General features: G+C 66.1%; 22 protein-coding genes, 2 tRNA genes and 1 pseudogene. 1 reads left to right on the plus strand and 24 read right to left on the minus strand.

The genetic code is table 11. From position 1 onward, the window contains the following. Positions 1–103 precede the first annotated feature (103 nt). The 18 genes from RLT59_RS07550 to RLT59_RS07635 form a co-directional block, all read right to left on the minus strand. Complete coding sequence (locus tag RLT59_RS07550; protein ID WP_311302704.1) at positions 104–424, minus strand: hypothetical protein; 321 nt, start codon at positions 422–424, stop codon at positions 104–106. 105 nt (positions 425–529) lie between these two features. Further along, a complete protein-coding gene (locus RLT59_RS07555) occupies positions 530–1123 on the minus strand; it encodes a phage tail tube protein (RefSeq protein WP_311302705.1) in 594 nt (197 codons plus the stop codon). A 60-nt stretch (positions 1124–1183) separates the two neighbouring features. Next, positions 1184–1549 (minus strand): phage tail termination protein, encoded by a 366-nt coding sequence (locus RLT59_RS07560; RefSeq protein WP_311302706.1) that lies wholly within the window; start codon positions 1547–1549, stop codon positions 1184–1186. Beyond that, entirely contained in the window at positions 1542–1901 is a 360-nt protein-coding gene (locus RLT59_RS07565; RefSeq protein WP_311302707.1) for a hypothetical protein, read from the minus strand. Before RLT59_RS07565 ends, RLT59_RS07560 begins: the two co-directional genes overlap by 8 nt. Further along, a complete protein-coding gene (locus tag RLT59_RS07570; protein WP_311302708.1) occupies positions 1901–2260 on the minus strand; it encodes a hypothetical protein in 360 nt (119 codons plus the stop codon). The genes RLT59_RS07565 and RLT59_RS07570 overlap by 1 nt, the downstream gene beginning before the upstream one ends. After that, a complete protein-coding gene (locus tag RLT59_RS07575) occupies positions 2257–2634 on the minus strand; it encodes a hypothetical protein (protein ID WP_311302709.1) in 378 nt (125 codons plus the stop codon). The genes RLT59_RS07570 and RLT59_RS07575 overlap by 4 nt, the downstream gene beginning before the upstream one ends. Next, positions 2615–2854, minus strand: a complete 240-nt coding sequence (locus tag RLT59_RS07580; RefSeq protein ID WP_311302710.1) for a hypothetical protein — start codon at positions 2852–2854, stop codon at positions 2615–2617. The genes RLT59_RS07575 and RLT59_RS07580 overlap by 20 nt, the downstream gene beginning before the upstream one ends. 23 nt (positions 2855–2877) lie before the next feature. Beyond that, entirely contained in the window at positions 2878–3894 is a 1017-nt protein-coding gene (locus RLT59_RS07585) for a major capsid protein (RefSeq protein ID WP_311302711.1), read from the minus strand. Positions 3895–3909: 15 nt separating this feature from the next. Next, the gene (locus tag RLT59_RS07590) at positions 3910–4308 is read right to left on the minus strand and encodes a head decoration protein (RefSeq protein ID WP_311302712.1); all 399 of its coding nucleotides are present in this window, start codon (positions 4306–4308) and stop codon (positions 3910–3912) included. Between the two features lie 22 nt (positions 4309–4330). After that, positions 4331–4894, minus strand: coding sequence for a hypothetical protein (locus RLT59_RS07595; protein ID WP_311302713.1), 564 nt, complete (start codon positions 4892–4894; stop codon positions 4331–4333). A gap of 41 nt (positions 4895–4935) precedes the next feature. Beyond that, positions 4936–5745 carry a hypothetical protein gene (locus RLT59_RS07600; protein WP_311307639.1) on the minus strand — a complete coding sequence of 270 codons (810 nt, stop codon included), beginning with the start codon at positions 5743–5745 and terminating at the stop codon, positions 4936–4938. After that, positions 5726–7240, minus strand: a complete 1515-nt coding sequence (locus tag RLT59_RS07605) for a phage portal protein (RefSeq protein ID WP_311302714.1) — start codon at positions 7238–7240, stop codon at positions 5726–5728. Before RLT59_RS07605 ends, RLT59_RS07600 begins: the two co-directional genes overlap by 20 nt. A gap of 13 nt (positions 7241–7253) precedes the next feature. Continuing rightward, positions 7254–8900: a terminase large subunit domain-containing protein gene (locus tag RLT59_RS07610; RefSeq protein WP_311302715.1), complete on the minus strand. Its 1647-nt coding sequence runs from the start codon at positions 8898–8900 to the stop codon at positions 7254–7256. A 91-nt stretch (positions 8901–8991) separates the two neighbouring features. Continuing rightward, positions 8992–9456, minus strand: coding sequence for a phage terminase small subunit (locus tag RLT59_RS07615; RefSeq protein WP_311302716.1), 465 nt, complete (start codon positions 9454–9456; stop codon positions 8992–8994). A 47-nt stretch (positions 9457–9503) separates the two neighbouring features. Then, positions 9504–10109 (minus strand): bifunctional DNA primase/polymerase, encoded by a 606-nt coding sequence (locus RLT59_RS07620; protein WP_311302717.1) that lies wholly within the window; start codon positions 10107–10109, stop codon positions 9504–9506. Between the two features lie 264 nt (positions 10110–10373). Further along, positions 10374–11303 carry an HNH endonuclease gene (locus RLT59_RS07625; RefSeq protein ID WP_311302718.1) on the minus strand — a complete coding sequence of 310 codons (930 nt, stop codon included), beginning with the start codon at positions 11301–11303 and terminating at the stop codon, positions 10374–10376. A gap of 93 nt (positions 11304–11396) precedes the next feature. Then, complete coding sequence (locus RLT59_RS07630; RefSeq protein ID WP_311302719.1) at positions 11397–11618, minus strand: hypothetical protein; 222 nt, start codon at positions 11616–11618, stop codon at positions 11397–11399. Positions 11619–11635: 17 nt separating this feature from the next. Beyond that, positions 11636–11953: an HNH endonuclease gene (locus tag RLT59_RS07635; protein WP_311302720.1), complete on the minus strand. Its 318-nt coding sequence runs from the start codon at positions 11951–11953 to the stop codon at positions 11636–11638. A gap of 213 nt (positions 11954–12166) precedes the next feature. On the opposite strand from RLT59_RS07635, the gene RLT59_RS07640 reads away from it, so the two are divergent. After that, positions 12167–12655 carry a DUF4352 domain-containing protein gene (locus tag RLT59_RS07640; protein WP_311302721.1) on the plus strand — a complete coding sequence of 163 codons (489 nt, stop codon included), beginning with the start codon at positions 12167–12169 and terminating at the stop codon, positions 12653–12655. A 50-nt stretch (positions 12656–12705) separates the two neighbouring features. On the opposite strand, the gene RLT59_RS07645 is transcribed toward RLT59_RS07640, so the two are convergent. The 6 genes and pseudogenes from RLT59_RS07645 to RLT59_RS07670 form a co-directional block, all read right to left on the minus strand. Further along, positions 12706–12782: transfer RNA gene (locus RLT59_RS07645), tRNA-Pro, on the minus strand. A gap of 292 nt (positions 12783–13074) precedes the next feature. Next, a tRNA-Trp gene (locus RLT59_RS07650) sits at positions 13075–13158 on the minus strand. A 6-nt stretch (positions 13159–13164) separates the two neighbouring features. Continuing rightward, positions 13165–13536: a hypothetical protein gene (locus RLT59_RS07655; RefSeq protein ID WP_311302722.1), complete on the minus strand. Its 372-nt coding sequence runs from the start codon at positions 13534–13536 to the stop codon at positions 13165–13167. Positions 13537–14221: 685 nt separating this feature from the next. Continuing rightward, positions 14222–15958, minus strand: coding sequence for a recombinase family protein (locus tag RLT59_RS07660; protein WP_399126849.1), 1737 nt, complete (start codon positions 15956–15958; stop codon positions 14222–14224). A 1-nt stretch (position 15959) separates the two neighbouring features. Further along, positions 15960–16091, minus strand: a pseudogene (locus RLT59_RS07665) (LLM class F420-dependent oxidoreductase); the annotation flags it as partial. 91 nt (positions 16092–16182) lie between these two features. Next, positions 16183–16719 carry a DUF6099 family protein gene (locus RLT59_RS07670; protein WP_311302724.1) on the minus strand — a complete coding sequence of 179 codons (537 nt, stop codon included), beginning with the start codon at positions 16717–16719 and terminating at the stop codon, positions 16183–16185. Positions 16720–16724 lie beyond the last annotated feature (5 nt).

Consider the following 16724-nt stretch of genomic DNA (forward strand, 5'->3'; position numbering starts at 1 on the left):
CTCTCCGGCGGCAGATGCTGAATCAGCACTCGCAGCCGGCGCAGCGATAGGCGTCCGCGGTAGACGTCCAGGAGGTCAATACCGCGGAACGCCAGGTCAGCCTCTAGCGCCTCCGCGTGGTCCGCGAGGACTTGGCACGTCCAGAAGACTTTCCCGGGGCCTCGCCCGTGGACTCCATGGCCGTGGTGGTGAAGACGTTGATCTCGTCGAACGTCGCATCCAGGTCGATGAAGGTGGCGACGTCATCCGGGTGCAGCACGCCGGCCGCCCAGCCGTCGTAGTCGCCCTCGCGAAGGGACCGCAGGTACGACGGGCGCCACTTGGACGCCGGCTTGATGCGCAGGTCCACGCCGTCCAGAGGGACGGTCGCGAACTCCTCGGTGGCCTCGATCTCCTGGGCCTCTGCGGGGGTGATGTCAGTCATGGGCGCGGGTCTCCTATGTCAGGGGTTTGGTGCGGTGCGCGAGTCGACTTGCGGAGGTGCAGCGACGCCCCGGACCCGCGCGGTACAGGGCGTCGCTGGTAGGTGTTACGGCGTGGCGGGGAAGAACCCGGAGACGTCGACGCCGCCGTAGTCGAGCGAGCGGGTGACAGCGGAGCTGTTCGCGGCGCCCTTGTAGAACTTGAACGTCATCTGGACCGACATGACGTCGCTGGTCTGGGGCTGCTCGTCGCCCCGCTCGGTGACCTTGCCGTTCGGCATGTACAGGCGCATGCGCTTGTCGCCGTCCATGGTGTCGAAGACGAAGGCGTACCGGAGGTCGTTCGGCTTGTCCGGGAGGGCGTAGGTCACTACGTCCTCGTCGGGCTCCAGCGTCGCGATCGGAACGTTGTCGTACAGCGACCGCACGAGCGGGTTCAGGCCCTCCAGGAACGTGACCTGAGCGCTCTTGACGCTCTTGGTCATCAGGGTGCGGATGGGCTCCAGCGAGCCCGCCGCTTCGACGTCCTTGGACTCCTCCTCGATCTTGAAGAGGCCACCCTCCGTGGTGATCCAGCCCAAGTTCACCCACGGAGTCGCGGGGTCCGCGAAGTCCACGGGCGACACGGTGTTGAGTGCCGCCGCGTAGACGAGGTAGTCAGTTGCGCCGAAAGTGAGATCGGCATTGCGGGTGTCCGCCATGATGCCTCCAGGGCATGCGAAAGGGCTCCGCAAGTCGACTTGCGGAGATGAGGTCAGGGGTTACGCAGCCCGGAGGCTCACGGTGTAGGTGGCGCCACGTCGGTGAATCGCCTCGTTCGCCCACGGCTGTCGCGTCGGGCCGGCGTCGCACCTGACGGAACGGATCACAGCGCCGTTGACGGGGCCGGTCAGGAAAATTAGGGCATCTCGCACGTTGTTAGCTAGGGTGCGGGCCTCATCCGCCGTTGCGGCGAACACGTCGACGGCGACACGTGGGTGATCGCTGAACCGGTCGTCAGCTCCACCGATGCGCTCCACACGGATCACCGGGAGTTGGTCCTCCAGGTCCGCGGGGGTTTCCGAGCAGCCGAAGGCGTCGAACGTCGCCTCCGCCCACGGGGCAAGGACTGCTTCGATGTCAGCCACTGCGCGCCGCCTTCACGGCGTCAATGGCCTTCTGGAGAGGGGCGTAACGGGGTACCCGTCCATCACCGTGCTCGACCCGCCAGGCGTGGCCGGCTCGGTTGATGACTCGCGCGCTCGGTCTCAGCCGGGGCTTGCCGCGGAAGGGCACGTTCTTGACGATCGGTTCGACGTCAAAGGAGGCCCGGTAGAGACCGGGGTGCCGATCCTCTTCGGGGTCACCGACCGGGGAGACCGTCTGAGCTGCGGACATGATCTTGACGGCAGCGTCCTTGCAAGGGCGCTGAAGCCACGGCTTCTGGAGCATCGTCCCCATGCCGGAATACCGACCGGTGAACTTCGAGCGGTATGCCATCAGCCGGTCACCTCCTTGAGGGACGCTTCAACCCGTGCGAGGGAGGTCAGCGGGAACACGAGCGGGCGGCCGACGACCTCCCATACCTCCGAGCCGTCCTCGCTCGCGACGCGATCCGCGGGGCGGACGTCGGTACCGAGGGGAGCAGCGAAAACCCGGCGGGTCGTCACGGTGTCGGACGCGTCGTGCGTCTCCGAGGAAGATCCCACCGTCACGCCGTACGGGCTCATGACCGCGCAGTGATCCACCCTGATCCGGACACGAGGACCTGGGATGTACGAGCCGGTGGAGTCCCGGACCCGCTCCCCCGGTCTCTCGATGTACCACGTCGCTGACATGACGTTGGCGATCAGGCTCATGCCTGCCACCAGGGGTACGTACTGATCCGATGCTCCGTCGGAGCGATGTCCAACATCCCCGCACCCGACGCCCTACCGACCGCTCGTCGCAGCCGGCGCCGCTCGTCGTCCGACAGGATCACTCCCGTCTGCGAGTCGGCGTAGGACTGGAGCATCCCGCCCGCCTGCTCCGACCGAAGCCCCTGCGGGTTGGTCAGGATGCGAGCGGCGATGGAGAGCGCCACGGTCTTGATGCCGTGCTGCGGGGGAATGGCGATCCGGGCCCCCACCTCGCCAAGGATCGCGTCCTCCGCCAGCTCGTGGGCCAGTTCCGCGCGCTCGTCGCTGATGGGCGTACCGAGAAGGGCGCGAAGCTCAGCCGTCAGAAACAGCACTGCCGCCCGCCTTCCGTCGCGCCGGAGCGCGCTTGGCTGGAGCCTTCTTCGCGGTCGGCACCGGAGCGGGCTCCGCGAGTCGACTTGCGGGCGGCTCCAGCCACGCCTTCGGGTTGGTGATGAGCGCCTGTGCCCACTCCGGGACCTCGTCCGCGGGGCCGAACACGTGCGGCGTCCCGCTGTCGTCCGTCACGTGGACGTAGTTCTTCAGGGTTGCCATGCGTGAGTGCCTCGCGTTTCAGGTCAGAGGACGTCAGCGACGAAGGTCAGGTCCGGGGCCGCCACAACAGGGAGCGCAATGGCGGTCGCGCGCGTCCACACGGTCTGCGGGTCCTCGGTCTTGTACGCACCGACAGCCACGCCGGCAGCGTCGCCAGCCAGGCCGTACCGTGCGTCGTCCGCCTCCACGGGGACGCCCCACAGGGTCTGCCCCAGCGTGTCACCCTGTGCCGGCATGAAGGCCAACTTGTCGTTCGGGGTGATGCGGGTGGAGACGCCGGAGACGTTGACCTTCGCGTCATATCGGACCAGCGGCGGGATGCCGTGGTCAGCGAGGATCGCGGCCAGGAGGCTGTCCGTCAGGATGGACGGAGCCGTCGCGCCCGTGGTGGAGAGGCCGCGGAGCTGTGTGTTGCGCTTCAGGGCGGTCCAGATGGCGCGTGAGATCAGGACGGAGTCCGGGTCACCGCCGTTGGTGTCGTTGTAGACCTCCAACCACGTCTGGAAGTTGCCAATGACGTCGGCCGCAGGGTCGGACCAGACGGTGCCAGCGGTCACGGTGTGGCCCGCTGCGCGGCCGAAGTCGACGCTGGCCTGTACGCCGTTCTCGTTCAGCGCGACGGAGGCATTGAAGATGGCCTCACCTCGCGCCAGTTCCATGCGGGCTTCGATCTGACGGGCGAGACGCACGCCGTCGTCCAGCATGGCGTCACGGATCTCGGCGTTCTGAGTGTCGATGTTCCGGCGCTTGATGCGCTCGTACTCACCGACGGGGATCTTCCGCGAGATGGGCGGCAGTTCGCCGCTCACACGCGCGCCGCCAGGCCGGACACCGACGTCAGCGCTGGCGTCGTAGGCGCGGAACGTCGCAGCCTCGGTGAGGCCGCCACCCCCGCGGGTGAAGCGGTACGAGAGATCGTTGATGGTTCGGTTCGGGAGCCAGCGGTCCAGAGAGAATGCGTTCTCCGGCCGGTCCGCCAGCGCCGCTCGTGCGTACCCCGTGAGTTCCGCCGGGGTCGCAAACTCGTCAATGAGCTGCATGGATGGTTACGCCTTTCAGACGAAGATGACGCGGGAGGCCAGATCGACCTTGCCAGCTGCGTCAACTGCGACGGGGAGCTTGGACTCCTTCACCGCGCAGTGGACGAGCATAGAGCCGACGGCGGACGAGAGGGTCTGGCCGCGCTTGGTCACGACCTCCACCCCGGTGTAGAGGAAGCCGACGCAGGTCTGACGACCGTCGGTGGCGGTGTCGTCGTACGGGCCGTACGTCCCGCCCGTGGTGATCTTTCCGAGCGGGATGCCCGACACGATGTAGCCGTCGGGGTAGTGGGTGCCGGCGGTGAACTTTCCGACGTCCAGCGTCACGGACGGAACGATGTCCGTGCCGTGCGCACCCGCCAGCCAGTCTCGCCGGTCCTGAGAGAAGCTCTCAGTGATGAGTCCGAGATTCATGGATCCTCCTGTGAGGGATAGGTCAGTTCTTGCCGTGACGCTGGCGGTACAGGTCCGCGCCGGACGCAGTGGTGCGGGTGTTGCCGCCCACGTCTCCTCCACGGGCGCCGCCCGCGCGAGGCGGAGGCGGAGGGGTGCCGAGGGTGGAGGGTGCGAAGTCCTTCAACAGGTCGTCCGCGTCGGTCTCCAGCTCCTCCTTCGTGGAGCCCTGGAGGCGTCGCGCCTGTGCGGGCGTCAGCCCCTTCTCAGCCGCCACGGTGATGCGCAGAGCGTCGGCCCGTGCCTCATCCCGCTCACGTTCGGCGGTCAGGCGGGCTGCCTCTGCGGCCTCCTTCTCAGCCTGGAGCCGTTCGGCGTCGGAGAGGTCCGCCGCCTTGCGGGTGGCGAGTTCGGCCTCAGCCGCCCGCAGGCGCTCCAGCTCCACGGAGTCAGGAGCCTGTGACGCTCGCTGCTCGTGCTTGCGGGACTGGAACTTCCAGTACGCCGCCTGGTGCTCCGGCGTCATGTCGGCAGTCGGAGTGTTGTCCGGGTAGCCGTGCTCGTTGACGGCCGGCGGCGTGACGGGCGGAACTACGGGCTCAGGCATGGTGGTTTCCCCTGTCGGGAGTCGTCAGCCCGTGACGGGCGTCAGGTCGGAAGTTTGATGTCGTTGGGGCCGCTGAAGCGCTGGCCCCGGTAGCCCAGAACGGGCCCGATCTCGCCGTGGTCGTTGGCGATGACGATCTTTCGGTAGTCAACCGCTCGTCCTCCGCGGTCGCTCTTGCCGAGCGCCTCCTCGACGAGGTCATGAATGCGCTCAAGCTTGTCTTCGTCGATGACCTGGCCCGGATCCTCTTCGGCCGTCACCAGCTTCACGAGGCAGTCACAGCCGGGGTGGATCGGCGCCAGGTCCCGCTTCCGGTATCGCTGGGTGGAGGCGATCATGCAGAGAGCGCAGTCGTACTCACCTTGCAGCTCACGAACGGTGTACTGAAAGCGCGGCATGTCATCGCCAACCTCGCGCACCGTGTGCGTGCGGGCTAGCTGGAGATCGGTCTTCGCGATCGTCTCCAAGCGGTGCGTCCCGCGCTCCAGAGCGACGTCAAAAGAGACGTCGTGGTCCAGCGCGTTCCAGATCTCTTTGAACGGGCGCCGGTAGACGTCTTCGGGTGCGACGTCGCGTAGCGCACGTCCAGTCACCTTGTCGAAGTCGAGGTCTACACGGTGGCCCGTACCGTCGATGTCCCGGTAGAGCTGTTCCAGGTATGACGCCGTCAGGCTCGCTACCCGTCGCTGGCCGGCGAGAAGTACCGGGAGCGCAGTTCGCTCGAAGCGCCGGACGTCGGCGTCGCGCCAGGATCCGAGATCGGTCCAGGCGCGCGAGGTGCGGCCCAAGGTCGTCGTCCAGACGCCGCGAACGGCTGTCCCGTACTGTCGGTCAAGCCGCGTCAGGGACATCGTCACGTCCGATCACGGGCTTGTCGACGGGCTGCTTGGCGTCGCGCTTGCCCTGGAGTGACGCCGGCTGCGGGTCCTCCGCGGGGGCGGCGTTCAGAGCGTCGGCCGCACGGTCGATCTCCATGCGGTCGATCTGCGATGGCGTGTAGCCCATGTCCTCCATGCGCTGACGCCACGGAACGCCGGCACTGGCCTTCTTCACAGCAGCGTCAGCAAGCTCAGAGATCGTGCGGGACTCAGGGTCTCGCCAGAGGGTCTCAGCGTCGAACGACGTTGCCTTGTCCTCGTCGCCTGTGACCTTGAAGGCCAGGCGCATGACGCTCTCCCAGCTGTCTCCGAACGTGCGCTGACGGTCTCGGACCTTGCTGATCAGTCCGGTCTCCGCGGCCTTCAGAGCGTCGCCGCTGACGTTGACCACCGCGCCGATCAGGTAGTGAGGAGGCGTCCGCGAGATAGCTGCCAGGTCCTGGACTGCGGCCTCCACGGCACGCACATACGGAACAAGGTCTGTGGCCGCGAACTCCCCGAACTTCACGTCGGGGTTGTCGGTGGTCCAGAGCTTCCGAATGTCCAGCTGGAAGGGCTGGATCGCTGCGCCTGTAAGGGGGTCCTCGTCGACCTCCAGGCCGGCGGCGTACCGCTGACGGAAGGCGCCGTATTTCATCGCGGCAATCAAATTGATCAGCGAGAGGTTGATCCGGTTCTGAATCGAGAGCACGTCCTCGTGTTCCGCGAAGCCGTCCAGGGAGCGGTTCCGGCGGTTGACGAAGGGGACGAGTGGGACGGCGCCAAGCTCGTTCGTCCACTGCCCGTCAGTGATGGTGGGCAGCGAGAGCGCGTCCCACTGGCGCAGAGTCGCCGTGCTGTCATAGAACGTCGGTGACGCGTGCTTGGCGGTGAAGGCGTAGTTCGTCTGAGGCGTCCACAGGGTGGCCACCGTCCCGCCGGTCCAGTCGTCACGCCGCATCTTCAGACCCGCACGGATCTTTCGACGGTTCCCGGGCTCGTACTCCACGGCCACTTGGTAGGGCGTCTCGTGGGTCAGCACAGGGCGGCCATCGTCACCCTTCTCGACCAAGACGAAGGCTCGTCGCTGCGACAAGGCGCCGTAGTGGACGAGATCGCTGTCTGCGTCCATCTGGTTTTCCTGCCAGATGCGGTTTGCGTCGTCGTCCGCGGTCTTGGCGGACTTGCCGCCCTTCGCGGCTCCGAATCGGAAGCCGTCGACGCCCATTCGCTCCGTCGGAGAATCGATGACGAGGGACGTCCAGTTGGTGCGGGCGTCCTTCATCCACGCGGCAACCTCTGCCGGGTCGACGCCGGGCACGTGCGGCAGAGGCGCCCGCCCTTCGGCGTAGCGCTTCAGTGTGTCCAGCCCCGGAGTGATCTCTCCGTTGCAGTCCGGAAGGGAGTCGTCGCGCTCGTCCAGCAGCTTCTTGCCCAGCCGCTTGAGCCACCATCCGGGAGACTCCACCTGTGTGGCATCGATAGGCACTAGTGGACCCTCCTTAGAATGCGCGAAGGCGGCCGGTCCGCTTCTTGCGCTTGGTGATTCCTGCTGCGACGGCGTCAGCGCGGCACTCGTAGGCGAGCGTGGCGCTCATGGCGGCGTCGATCTTCTTGGGGCTCTTGGGGTGTTCCTTGCCGATGCCGATGTGATTGCGGCCCATCGGCCGGCGCTTCGCGTTCAGCACGTGGCGGGTGAGCGTGGCGCCCAGCTTCGAGTAGGGCTCTTCGTCATCGGCCTTGTCAGTGCCGGCGTACGAAAGAGCCTTGTCGTCGACGGCCTCCACGAAGCGGTCCAGGGCGTGTTCCATGGCCGTCGGGCGCGTCGTCCACCACTCCAGCGGGCGAGCCTGTGTGGCGCTCAGCTGGAGTCCCTCACCGTGCTCCGCGGTCCACTTGTCCACGTAGTCTTGCCACTTGGGCGGGTCGCAGTAGAAGCCCGCAACCTCGTAGCGGTCAAAGGCGCGCGCAACGGCGCTGTCAACAGACTCGCGGTCGACCTGCCAGCCCTCACCTTCGGGACCTTCGGGCTTCTCCCAGCAGCCGAGTAGCTGTAGGTGTCCGTCAGACACGCGGCAGGCAACGAGGGCGGTCGCGTCGTCGTTGATGGAGCCGTCAAACCCCAGCGTGACGAGTTCGCCAGCCTCGATCTGCTCCTCGCGCCGGCACAGCTCCCACGCGTCCGGGTCCATCCACGCATCGGAGGAGGACGTCCGGCTGTTCAGGAAGTAGCGCTTGCCGTCGGCGCTATCGTTACGGAGGTCGTAGAAATCGTCGACAAGCGTGTCCTCGTCGATCCACTCCATCGCGTCGCCGTACGCATCGCGGAGGGCCGCGCGGAGCTGCTGCTCGTCCTTCAGATCCTTGACGACGCCGTAACGGTGGTCGTACATCAACCTCGCACGGCCACGCTTCTTGCGGCCCTCACGGATCGCTTCAGCCTCTTCGTACGTGCGCTCTGCGACGGAGTCTTGCCCCGGGGCGAACATGGTCGTCGTTTCGAGATACCACGTCTGCGCGATCTTCTTCCGCTTGCGGAGGTTACGCGTGACGGTGGCGTACATGCGCCGGAGTTCAGGGGTGTTGTAGAGGTGGGTCTCGTCGAAGCAGACCCACGTTTCCTTGCCGCCGTCCTTCGAGGAGGACGAGGCGGTTGACGGAGTGATCTCTCCACCGTCAGGAAGATTGATCTTCGTCAAGCCCGGGTCGACGTTCGGTACGTGGCTCAGGCGAGCGGCGTCGTCCGTCAGGTTGAAGTAGATCGTGTCGTAGACGTTGCCGGTCTGACCTTCCTCGGTGGCCATGATCCGGAGGTACGGCACGGTGACCGGGCGACCCATCGGCTCGCCGGCAATGTAGACGTGCTCAAAACCGAGGTTCCAGGGGTCTCGGTAGACTTCCCCGCCTTCGGCCCATCCGGCGAACCGGCAAGGGCCTAGGGCTTCGAACAGGCCGAGCCTCGCGCCCAGTCCGCTCTTGTCGCAGCCCTTCGGGCGGGAGAAGAACGCGGAGTCGTACATCATGCGGCCGTCGTCCTTGCCGTCCTCGCCCAGTGCGTAGCAGTCGACGACGAAACCCGTGTACTCGTCCCCGTGGGAGACAGGCATGCCCTGAACGTCGCCAGGACCGTGGACTACGAAGTACTCCATCCACGCAAGTGCCAGCCAGCCCAGAGAGCGGGAGCGGTCGTGTCCGGGGGCGCGTACCGTGACGTGCGGCATTGACGCCCCCTCTCGCTGGTTAGCCGGTCAGCCTCGCTCGTCGTGAGTTGATGTCGGAAACGTTGGGTGCAGGGGCCTGCACGGGCGCTTGTGGGGCGCTCACGGGGTCGGTGACCTTGAGCTTCAGTCGCGCCCGGTCCTCCGGCGTAGCGCCAAACTTGGCAGCTCGGAGACGCACCTCAGCGGCCAGAGTCCACTGGCCTTTCGACCACATCGAGGTGTGCATTAGGGCGGTGTCCATGAGGAACGCCCAATCCGTCGCGGTGAACGTCGACGCCTGCGCAGACTCTCGCCAGGTCTGCCACCAAGCGATCGTCATGGGGTGCCACTCGTACTCGTTGCCGTCCTTGTCGCAGCCGAGGACACCCTCCGGCAGCTCAGGGCCGCGAACCTCGTCGTCAGAGGTGATGACGGTTGGCGCCTCAACGGAGTTGGGCCGGCGAAGCTTCGTAGGATCCTTGGGAGGTCGCCCTCTGCCTGCCATGTTGGTACCTCCTGAACAGGAACGGCTGCACCGTCCCGTGTCGGGAGCTAGGCAGTCAGCTTGGAAACCACCGCGGAGAGGTCCGCGAGGATCGACGGGCAGGAGCCATGCCGGCGGCCCGTCATTGCGATGTACCGGCCGGTTCCGTAGACCTCTACGGCCGTACCGTCGGGGCGTCGAATGCGGCGTCCCTGTCGGACGTCCGCGCGGCCCCAGATGTGAAAACCTGTCAAAGAGGGTGAGAGCTCTACGTAGGTGCCCTCAGCGTCCCGCAGGATCGCAACCGCCCACGGCTCGGTACGGCCGGTGAGCGGATTACGCGCGTGGTCAAGGTCGATACAGACCACGTCGTCGACGCCGGAGAGCACGAAGCCCAGTCCAACGCCGGCCGTCGACTTCACGGCCTCTGTATAGCTGCTCCACGTCCGCGGGTCCGTGCTGCTCGCCGGCATGGCGCCGATCGTCAGCGGGACCTTCGTGGAGGAGCGTCGGACCCACCTGTCGCGGGTCGTCAGCTCCACAGGGAGCGGGTTGCGCTTAGCTGCGCGGTGAGATGCCATGCGGCAGCGGGTGGAGCAGAAGCGTGCGCGGTGCGAGCGGCTAGCTTTCAGCGGCTCCGGGCACCAGGCGCAGACTGCGTTCTCCTTCTCCATGAGCCCCATCCTAGCACGGCGCGTTACGGTAATACATGGCCTGACCTGCTGGTTTATGGAACGTCACCAGAGCCGGCGCGTTACGGTAAACCGCCTCCCGCGCCCCTCAGATACCCCCAGGAGGCTCTGTGTGGGCGCCTGACGGCCTGCCAGCGCCCTCGGCTTCGCGGACCGATTTCAAAGTCCCAGACTCATTCGCGGGGCCAGGCCCAGCACTCTTACGGCACGGAAGGAATGACCAGGGGGGTGATCGGGTGGGGTTGATCATGCTGCAAGATCAACTGCACGATCGCCCTTGATCAGGTTGCATCGCAGGTGAGCGGCCTTGACGTTCGCCAACGTGTGGCCACCACCTCGCGACAGCGCAACCACATGATCAACACTCCGGCTGTCTGAAGCAGGCCATGAAGCCTCGCGGTTGATCGGCGTTGAACACAGCCAGCAAATCCAGCCGTCACGTTCGTAGACGTCAGCAGCACGGAACACCTCGCTCGGGTCCGCCTGATCCCTCTCCCTCTGCCGGCGCTCTGCCCGGTACCTAGCCAGGCGCCCGTCCTCTTCACGCCGTGCGTTGTACGCACGCATGGAGCAGGCAGCTGTGCAGTACGTGCGTGTACGTAAGCCTGGATGGAACACCACGTCACACGTGGGGCACTGTCTTACCCGCTCAAGCAGAGCCGCCATGTGGCGTGTCTTAACAGCATCCGCCCACTGCTCAAGCCGTCCGTCCACCGCAGCACGCTTGGTGCACGCGAGTGCCTTGCACGTCCCACTACAGTACGCCGCTGGCGGCCCACTACGGCGGACAGGCATGGTCTCGCCACACTCCGCACAAAGCAGGGGTTTACGTACGAGCTTAGGCTTGCGAGGCATCCCCTCACGCGCAGCGTTCCATACAGCCTTCCCACACGTGCGGGTGCAGTACTTCCGCCTCCGGGGCGCCTCGAACTCAGCGCCGCACGGGGCGTACTCACAGATCAAGGTGTGCGTCGCAGGTTCGACGCGGGGTGCCACAGCCTTTTTCTCCTCGGCTGCCACCCTCCATTTTTCAGCCCGCCCATCCACCTTCGCGCGCTCGCGGGCGGCAGCTACGCGACAGGTGGTGCCGCAGTACATTGCGTCCTTCCGGAGTGCGGGGAACTCACGCACACAGCGGACGCAGATCTTGACAAGGGGCACGGCTCGGTTCGGCATCTCTACTCCTGGGAATGGCGAGAGCCCCCAACGCCAGGAACGTCAGGGGCTCTCTTCCTGTGGGGATCAGCCACAGGCGTTTATGGGGTTGTGCTACTCGGCGGTGAAGCCGATGGGCTTACGGTCTGCACGGACGCCGTCTCCCTTGACCTCCACGGAGGAGGGGAGAAGCACGAGCGTCACTGTCGTGGCCTCGTCGGCGTCCATCGAGATCTTCGGCGCCTTCGCCAGCAGCCCGACGTCAATGCCGTTCACACGGACGTTCGTTGGCACTACCGGGCCGCCTGCCTCGTGGTCCGCCTCTACGATCTCCACACGGGCGCCTGAGACACTCACTCGTCCTCCAGGGCAGGATGTACGCGCTTCGGACGGTGGACGCTTACGCGGGCATGTGCGGCTGCTGTGCCGCCCTCCGAGGAAGATTTCTGAGCGTGGTGCCATGTACACAGAAGCTGCAAGTTCTGATCGTCCTCCGACCCGCCAAGCGAGTACGGAACGACATGATCGACGTCAGTACCGGGCAACTCGCATCGCCGGCCGTCGGAGTACGTCGCAGTGCACTGTCCGCCGTCGCGACGGATAATGCGGCGCCTCGTCCGTGCCCAGCCCTTCGGCAGCGTGTGGCGTCGATTGCTTCCTTCCCACGCCATTCCGCCACCTCCACCAGGGATTTGCACGTACGCTCGGTTCGTTCGCGGCAGGGGGTGCCGCTCAAAAATTCGGGGGTCGCCGTGAAGGCGTTCAGTCAGCGCGCCGCTTTTTCAGCAGCCGCGGGGATAGCTGTTTTCTCGCTCGTCACCGGGTGCTCGTCGAAGGACGATCCGGCGCCGGCGAAGTCGTCCGCTCCAGCGGCTCAGAAGGCCGTGGAGGAGTCTCCGGAGCCGCCTGCGTCCGCCGCTCCCACCAAGCCCCTGAACGTCGGTCAGACGGGCACGTACGGGCTGATGGAGACCGACGAGTACGGAGAGAACCCGAAGCCGGCGACAACGATGCAGGTGACCGTCAAGGGCGCGGAGTACGTGACGCCCGCGGACGTCGACACCACGAACAAGCCCAAGCTGGGCCAGTACGTCCGCCTCACCCTCACGGTGAAGAACGTCGGCCAGAAGGAGGGCGAGTTCAGCGGCTACGGGATGATCAAGTGGGAGAACAAGGGAACAGCCGCTCAGGACGCCACCACGCTGGAGGGCGTCGGAACGGGGCCGGAGCTGGATACGACGTACAAGCCGGGCCAGGCTGTCACCGGGTCACTGGTGCTCGATGTCGGCGCCAAGGGCGGGACGTTGAGCTACTGGGACGAGGACACGGGCACCGACGAGCCGGCGTTCACGGTGACGCTGCCGACGTCATGAAATAGCTCAGCCCCGTCAGGGGATCGCTCCTCCCTGACGGGGCCGGTCTGTGGTCGGGACAGCAGGATTTGAACCTGCGGCCCTCCGCTCCCAAAGCGGATGCGCTACCAAGCTGCGCCATGTCCCGTAGAGCCCCAAAGACGTCAGCGAGCGGTCCACCGGGGCTTGGTGCTCGGATGCCCCTCCCATTTGAGCATCGTTGAGAGGCTTGGGAGGGGGCCGAGAGTGCTGCGCGGCATTGAGTCCGCAGACCCCTCAGCGGCTGAACCTGAGAGCCGTGCCACGCAGCATGCTGTCCGGGTCCCGCCGTCGGACAGCCGCAGCGGATCACGCGCACGGTCCAGAGCGCTTCTGGCCGTACGTCGGGCGCTGCTACAGAGGCCGCGCGCTAGCTAGTCGCAGCACGGGACGGCCCTCTGCACAGGCGGCGGGATTCGAACCCGCTAGGTCTTTCGACACCGGCTTTGGAGACCGGCCCAACCCTCCAGCGTTGGCGCGCCTGCATAACGTCACCTCGCCAGTCTGTAGGCCCGCATGTACTCGGCCTTCTGGCTCCGGCAAGGAGCGCACTTACAGTTCCGCTTACCCGTCTTGCCCTGACCGTGACCCACGGACTGGGCAATCCGCGTCTTCGACAAGTGGCAGTCGCTACACAGCAGCTGGCACTTCACAAGCTCGGGGGCCAGGATGCTCATGGAGGCGGTCCACTTCGAGGCTATGGCGAAGCTCTTGGTATCGGGGTCGACGTGGTCAAACTCCAGTCCGTCCCCGCCCCCGCACTCCACACACGACCCGCCAAGCAAGGATACGAGGAACTCCATGCATGCCACGTACCTGCGTGCGTCGTACGCGCTGCGGTCGCTCCAGTCCACGGACGTCATGACACTCCCTAAGAAACGCAAGCAGCCCCACGGCTTAGGGTCCGTGGGGCTGCTCTAGGCGTCAGGAGCTACCCGACGCTTGCCTATGTGGTTGTTCCTCGTCCTCCACGCCCTAAGACTCTGCGGAGGTAAGCACTGCTCAGGGTGAGAGGGACGCCGCGCCACTCGCCGGCGTCGCCGCCCTCACCCTGAAGTCTTCGGCCGGCAGGCTCGACCGCGCTCTACCCGGAGGAGAGTGCGGGGAGCACGGGAGCGCTGCCGACCGTCGGAGAGGGAGTCACGCGCCGTTGCAGGCGTGGATGGTTCTCCCTCTGACTTGGTTATCGGGCGGGATCGGCCATAGGTGACGCGTGGTTATCAATCCGTTATCTGTGTGATCTACGCCTCTCCTTCTCCCCCTGGTCAGACTGGCGACAGAATGACAAACCTGACCCCTATTTTCCTTTCTCCTTAACGCGCGTTAGAGAGAAGTGAAATAGGGGTCAGGTTTGTCCTTTTGGCCATTCTGGCTCGCAGGTGACTACACACCGCGACGAGGTGGACCCTCATTGGCACTCACTGTAGTTATCCACAGGAGCCTGTGGATAACCTGAGCCGCGTGCGGCGTCGACGAGGCGGCGGCGGAGCGCGACGAGGAGGCCACGGGTGTGACCGACGCAACACCCAGTCCCCTCCACAGGGCGCCCTACTCCTCCGCTTCCGAGCCTGGGGCGGACGCCCAGAAGATCTCAATCCGATCTTCCGCGCGTTCTTTTGCCGGACCTTGACTTGTCTGGGCAGGAGCCACAGTCACGCGATCGACGAACAGGGAGAGGAATGCCCGCCGCTCCGGCACGTCCCATCGAGCCCACACACCCTCGCTGGAGAACGGATCTCCGTCCGAGCCGAACCACTCGTCCACGGGCATGCGCACGGACGACGAGGCAGCGCTCCTAAGCTCGTCGATACGGTCCGCACATCGCTGTTCGTGTGCGGCGTACTTGGCCATTGTCTCGCGAAACGCCTTGCGGGCTGTCGGGCCGACGTAGGCGTCACGGTCCTCCGACAGTTCCCGGATGCTCACCTGAACGTGCTCCAACTGAGCTTCCTGCTCCGCCAGCTCCTCCGCGGCCTCCGGGTCCGCACCCTGTACCGCGAATCGTTCGGCTGCAACGGCGAGCCACTCGGAGTCGTTGGGATCCGACGGGTCCAGGGCTCCGAGCCTGGACCAGACTCGGCTTGCCACGACGTCGTCAGCGGCCGGCATCTGGATCCGCAGTACGTGCTTCTGCTCGTCGCCCACCGCCCGACGCAGGTTGCACACGTAGCTATCAGTGGCGCGGGCAACCGTCATGCCCGACGCACACCGGCCGCACCGCAGGACGCCCCAGGATCCCAACAGCGTCAGGTTGCCGGTCCGGTCCTTGCGGCGCTCGTTCTTCCGGCCGTCCAGGAACTGCTGCATGGCGTACCACCTCCGCGGCGACATGAACCCCTTGTGCGGCGCCACGGGCTGTCCCTCCGCGTCGCGCAGGATGGTGCGTCGTTTGGTGACCGGGTCGACGGGTCCGATCGCGAAGCCTGCTAGCCGCGGGTCACGCAGGATGCGCAGGGCGACGGACGGGGACCACTCCGCAGGCGCTGCGTCGCCCCCTGTACGGGCTTTGGAGGCCGCTGCGCGCCTGGCTTTACCGTCCTCGTCACTCAGGCTTGTCAGGGCGGTGGGAACGCCCTTAGCCGTCAGCTCGTTCGTTGAGGCGTTCGTAGGGCTGCCGGCCTCTGCCCTGTCGATCAGGAACCGTACGACGTCGGACGGAAGTGAATCGGGACCGATCTCATCCTTCCCGCTTCCGGGTGCCGGACTCAGCAGCCGAATCGTCAGTCCGTCGACCTGAGTTGCCTCTGCCTGGAAGCCGTACGGCACTGGCCCAGTGCTGTGACTCCCCTTCTCCTTCAGCTTGGCGAGCGCGTCCTTGATGAATTTCGACTTGTTCTTTGACTCCTGGTGCGCCAGGCCGGCGATAAGCGCGAAGAAGGCGACACCGAAAGGGTTGTCGTCCGACGTGTTGATGAAAGGCTCTTGCGTCGACACGAGTGCGACCCCGTGCTTGGCCAACTCCTGCTGAATCGCCATGGCTTCCGCGGCCCCTTGCCGGGTTAGGCGTGACAGCATGTAGATCACTACGACATCGAACTTCTTCGCCCTGGCGTCCGCCATAAGCCTCTCGAAGCCGGGCCTGAAGACGTTAGGGTCGTACCCAGACAGTCCAACATCCGAGTAATCCACGTCGACATGCGTCCAGCCGTCCTGCGAATTGACGTACGCGATGCTCTTGTCCCGCTGCATCTGCGGTGACGCCTGGCTGTCCGTCTCACTCCGATGGCTCTGCCGCTCGTACGTGACTGCGCGGACCACGTCCTGCCCCCTGTCCCCCAGGGCGATTAGCTCCATGGGTAGCAACGTTACCGCATCTGTAGAAGGCGTCGAAGCCGAGGTCCTCTGTCGCCTTGGCGACGGTGAGCAGGGTGTCGTAGCTCGCCCCTTGCTGGGGCTCGGTGAAGATTCGAAGATCCATGGATCCATCCTGCACCCCCGGGCTCCGCCCGCCCCTCTCCCGCCTCCATTCGCCGCCGCGGTGTCCGGATCGTCCCCGGCACAGGGGCGTGTCAGGGCCGGCCGGCAGCCGGTCCCGCCGGTCCGTGCAGCACTCCGTGGGGGCCGTCCCGCTCCCTGCTGCGCTCCAGGTCCTCTTGCCGCTCACGGTCCCGTTCATCGAGGAGCCGTAGCATTCCATGGACCCGGTCCGTCGACTCGTCGGCGGCGTCGATCGCCTCCATGCACTGCCAGTAGAGGCCCTGTTCATCCGTCTCGCACGCGACCCCGACCAGGGCGATCCCCACCTCCCCCAGCAGCGCGCCCAGCCCCGTCAGTGCGGCGCGCGGGTCGGCCACCTCGGAGAGCTGCGCCGCCCTGGCCACCCCGGCCCGCGCCGCCGGGTGGTCCAGTGCCCCGTTGCTTCTTCCGCCGATCTCACTGAGGCCTCCCGCCTCGCCCCGTAACTCCTTGGGGCCGCTCGCCGCCAGTCTGCTTCCGACCGCCTGCGCCAGAGCCTGGGCCTGCCAGGCCTCGGCGATGATGTCCGGCGTGCCCCTGCTCCGGGCCAGCGCCTGCCTGATGACCGCTACCAACCGCTCCGCTTCCATGTGTT

Source organism: Streptomyces sp. ITFR-6 (genome assembly GCF_031844725.1).
Lineage (GTDB): Bacteria > Actinomycetota > Actinomycetes > Streptomycetales > Streptomycetaceae > Streptomyces.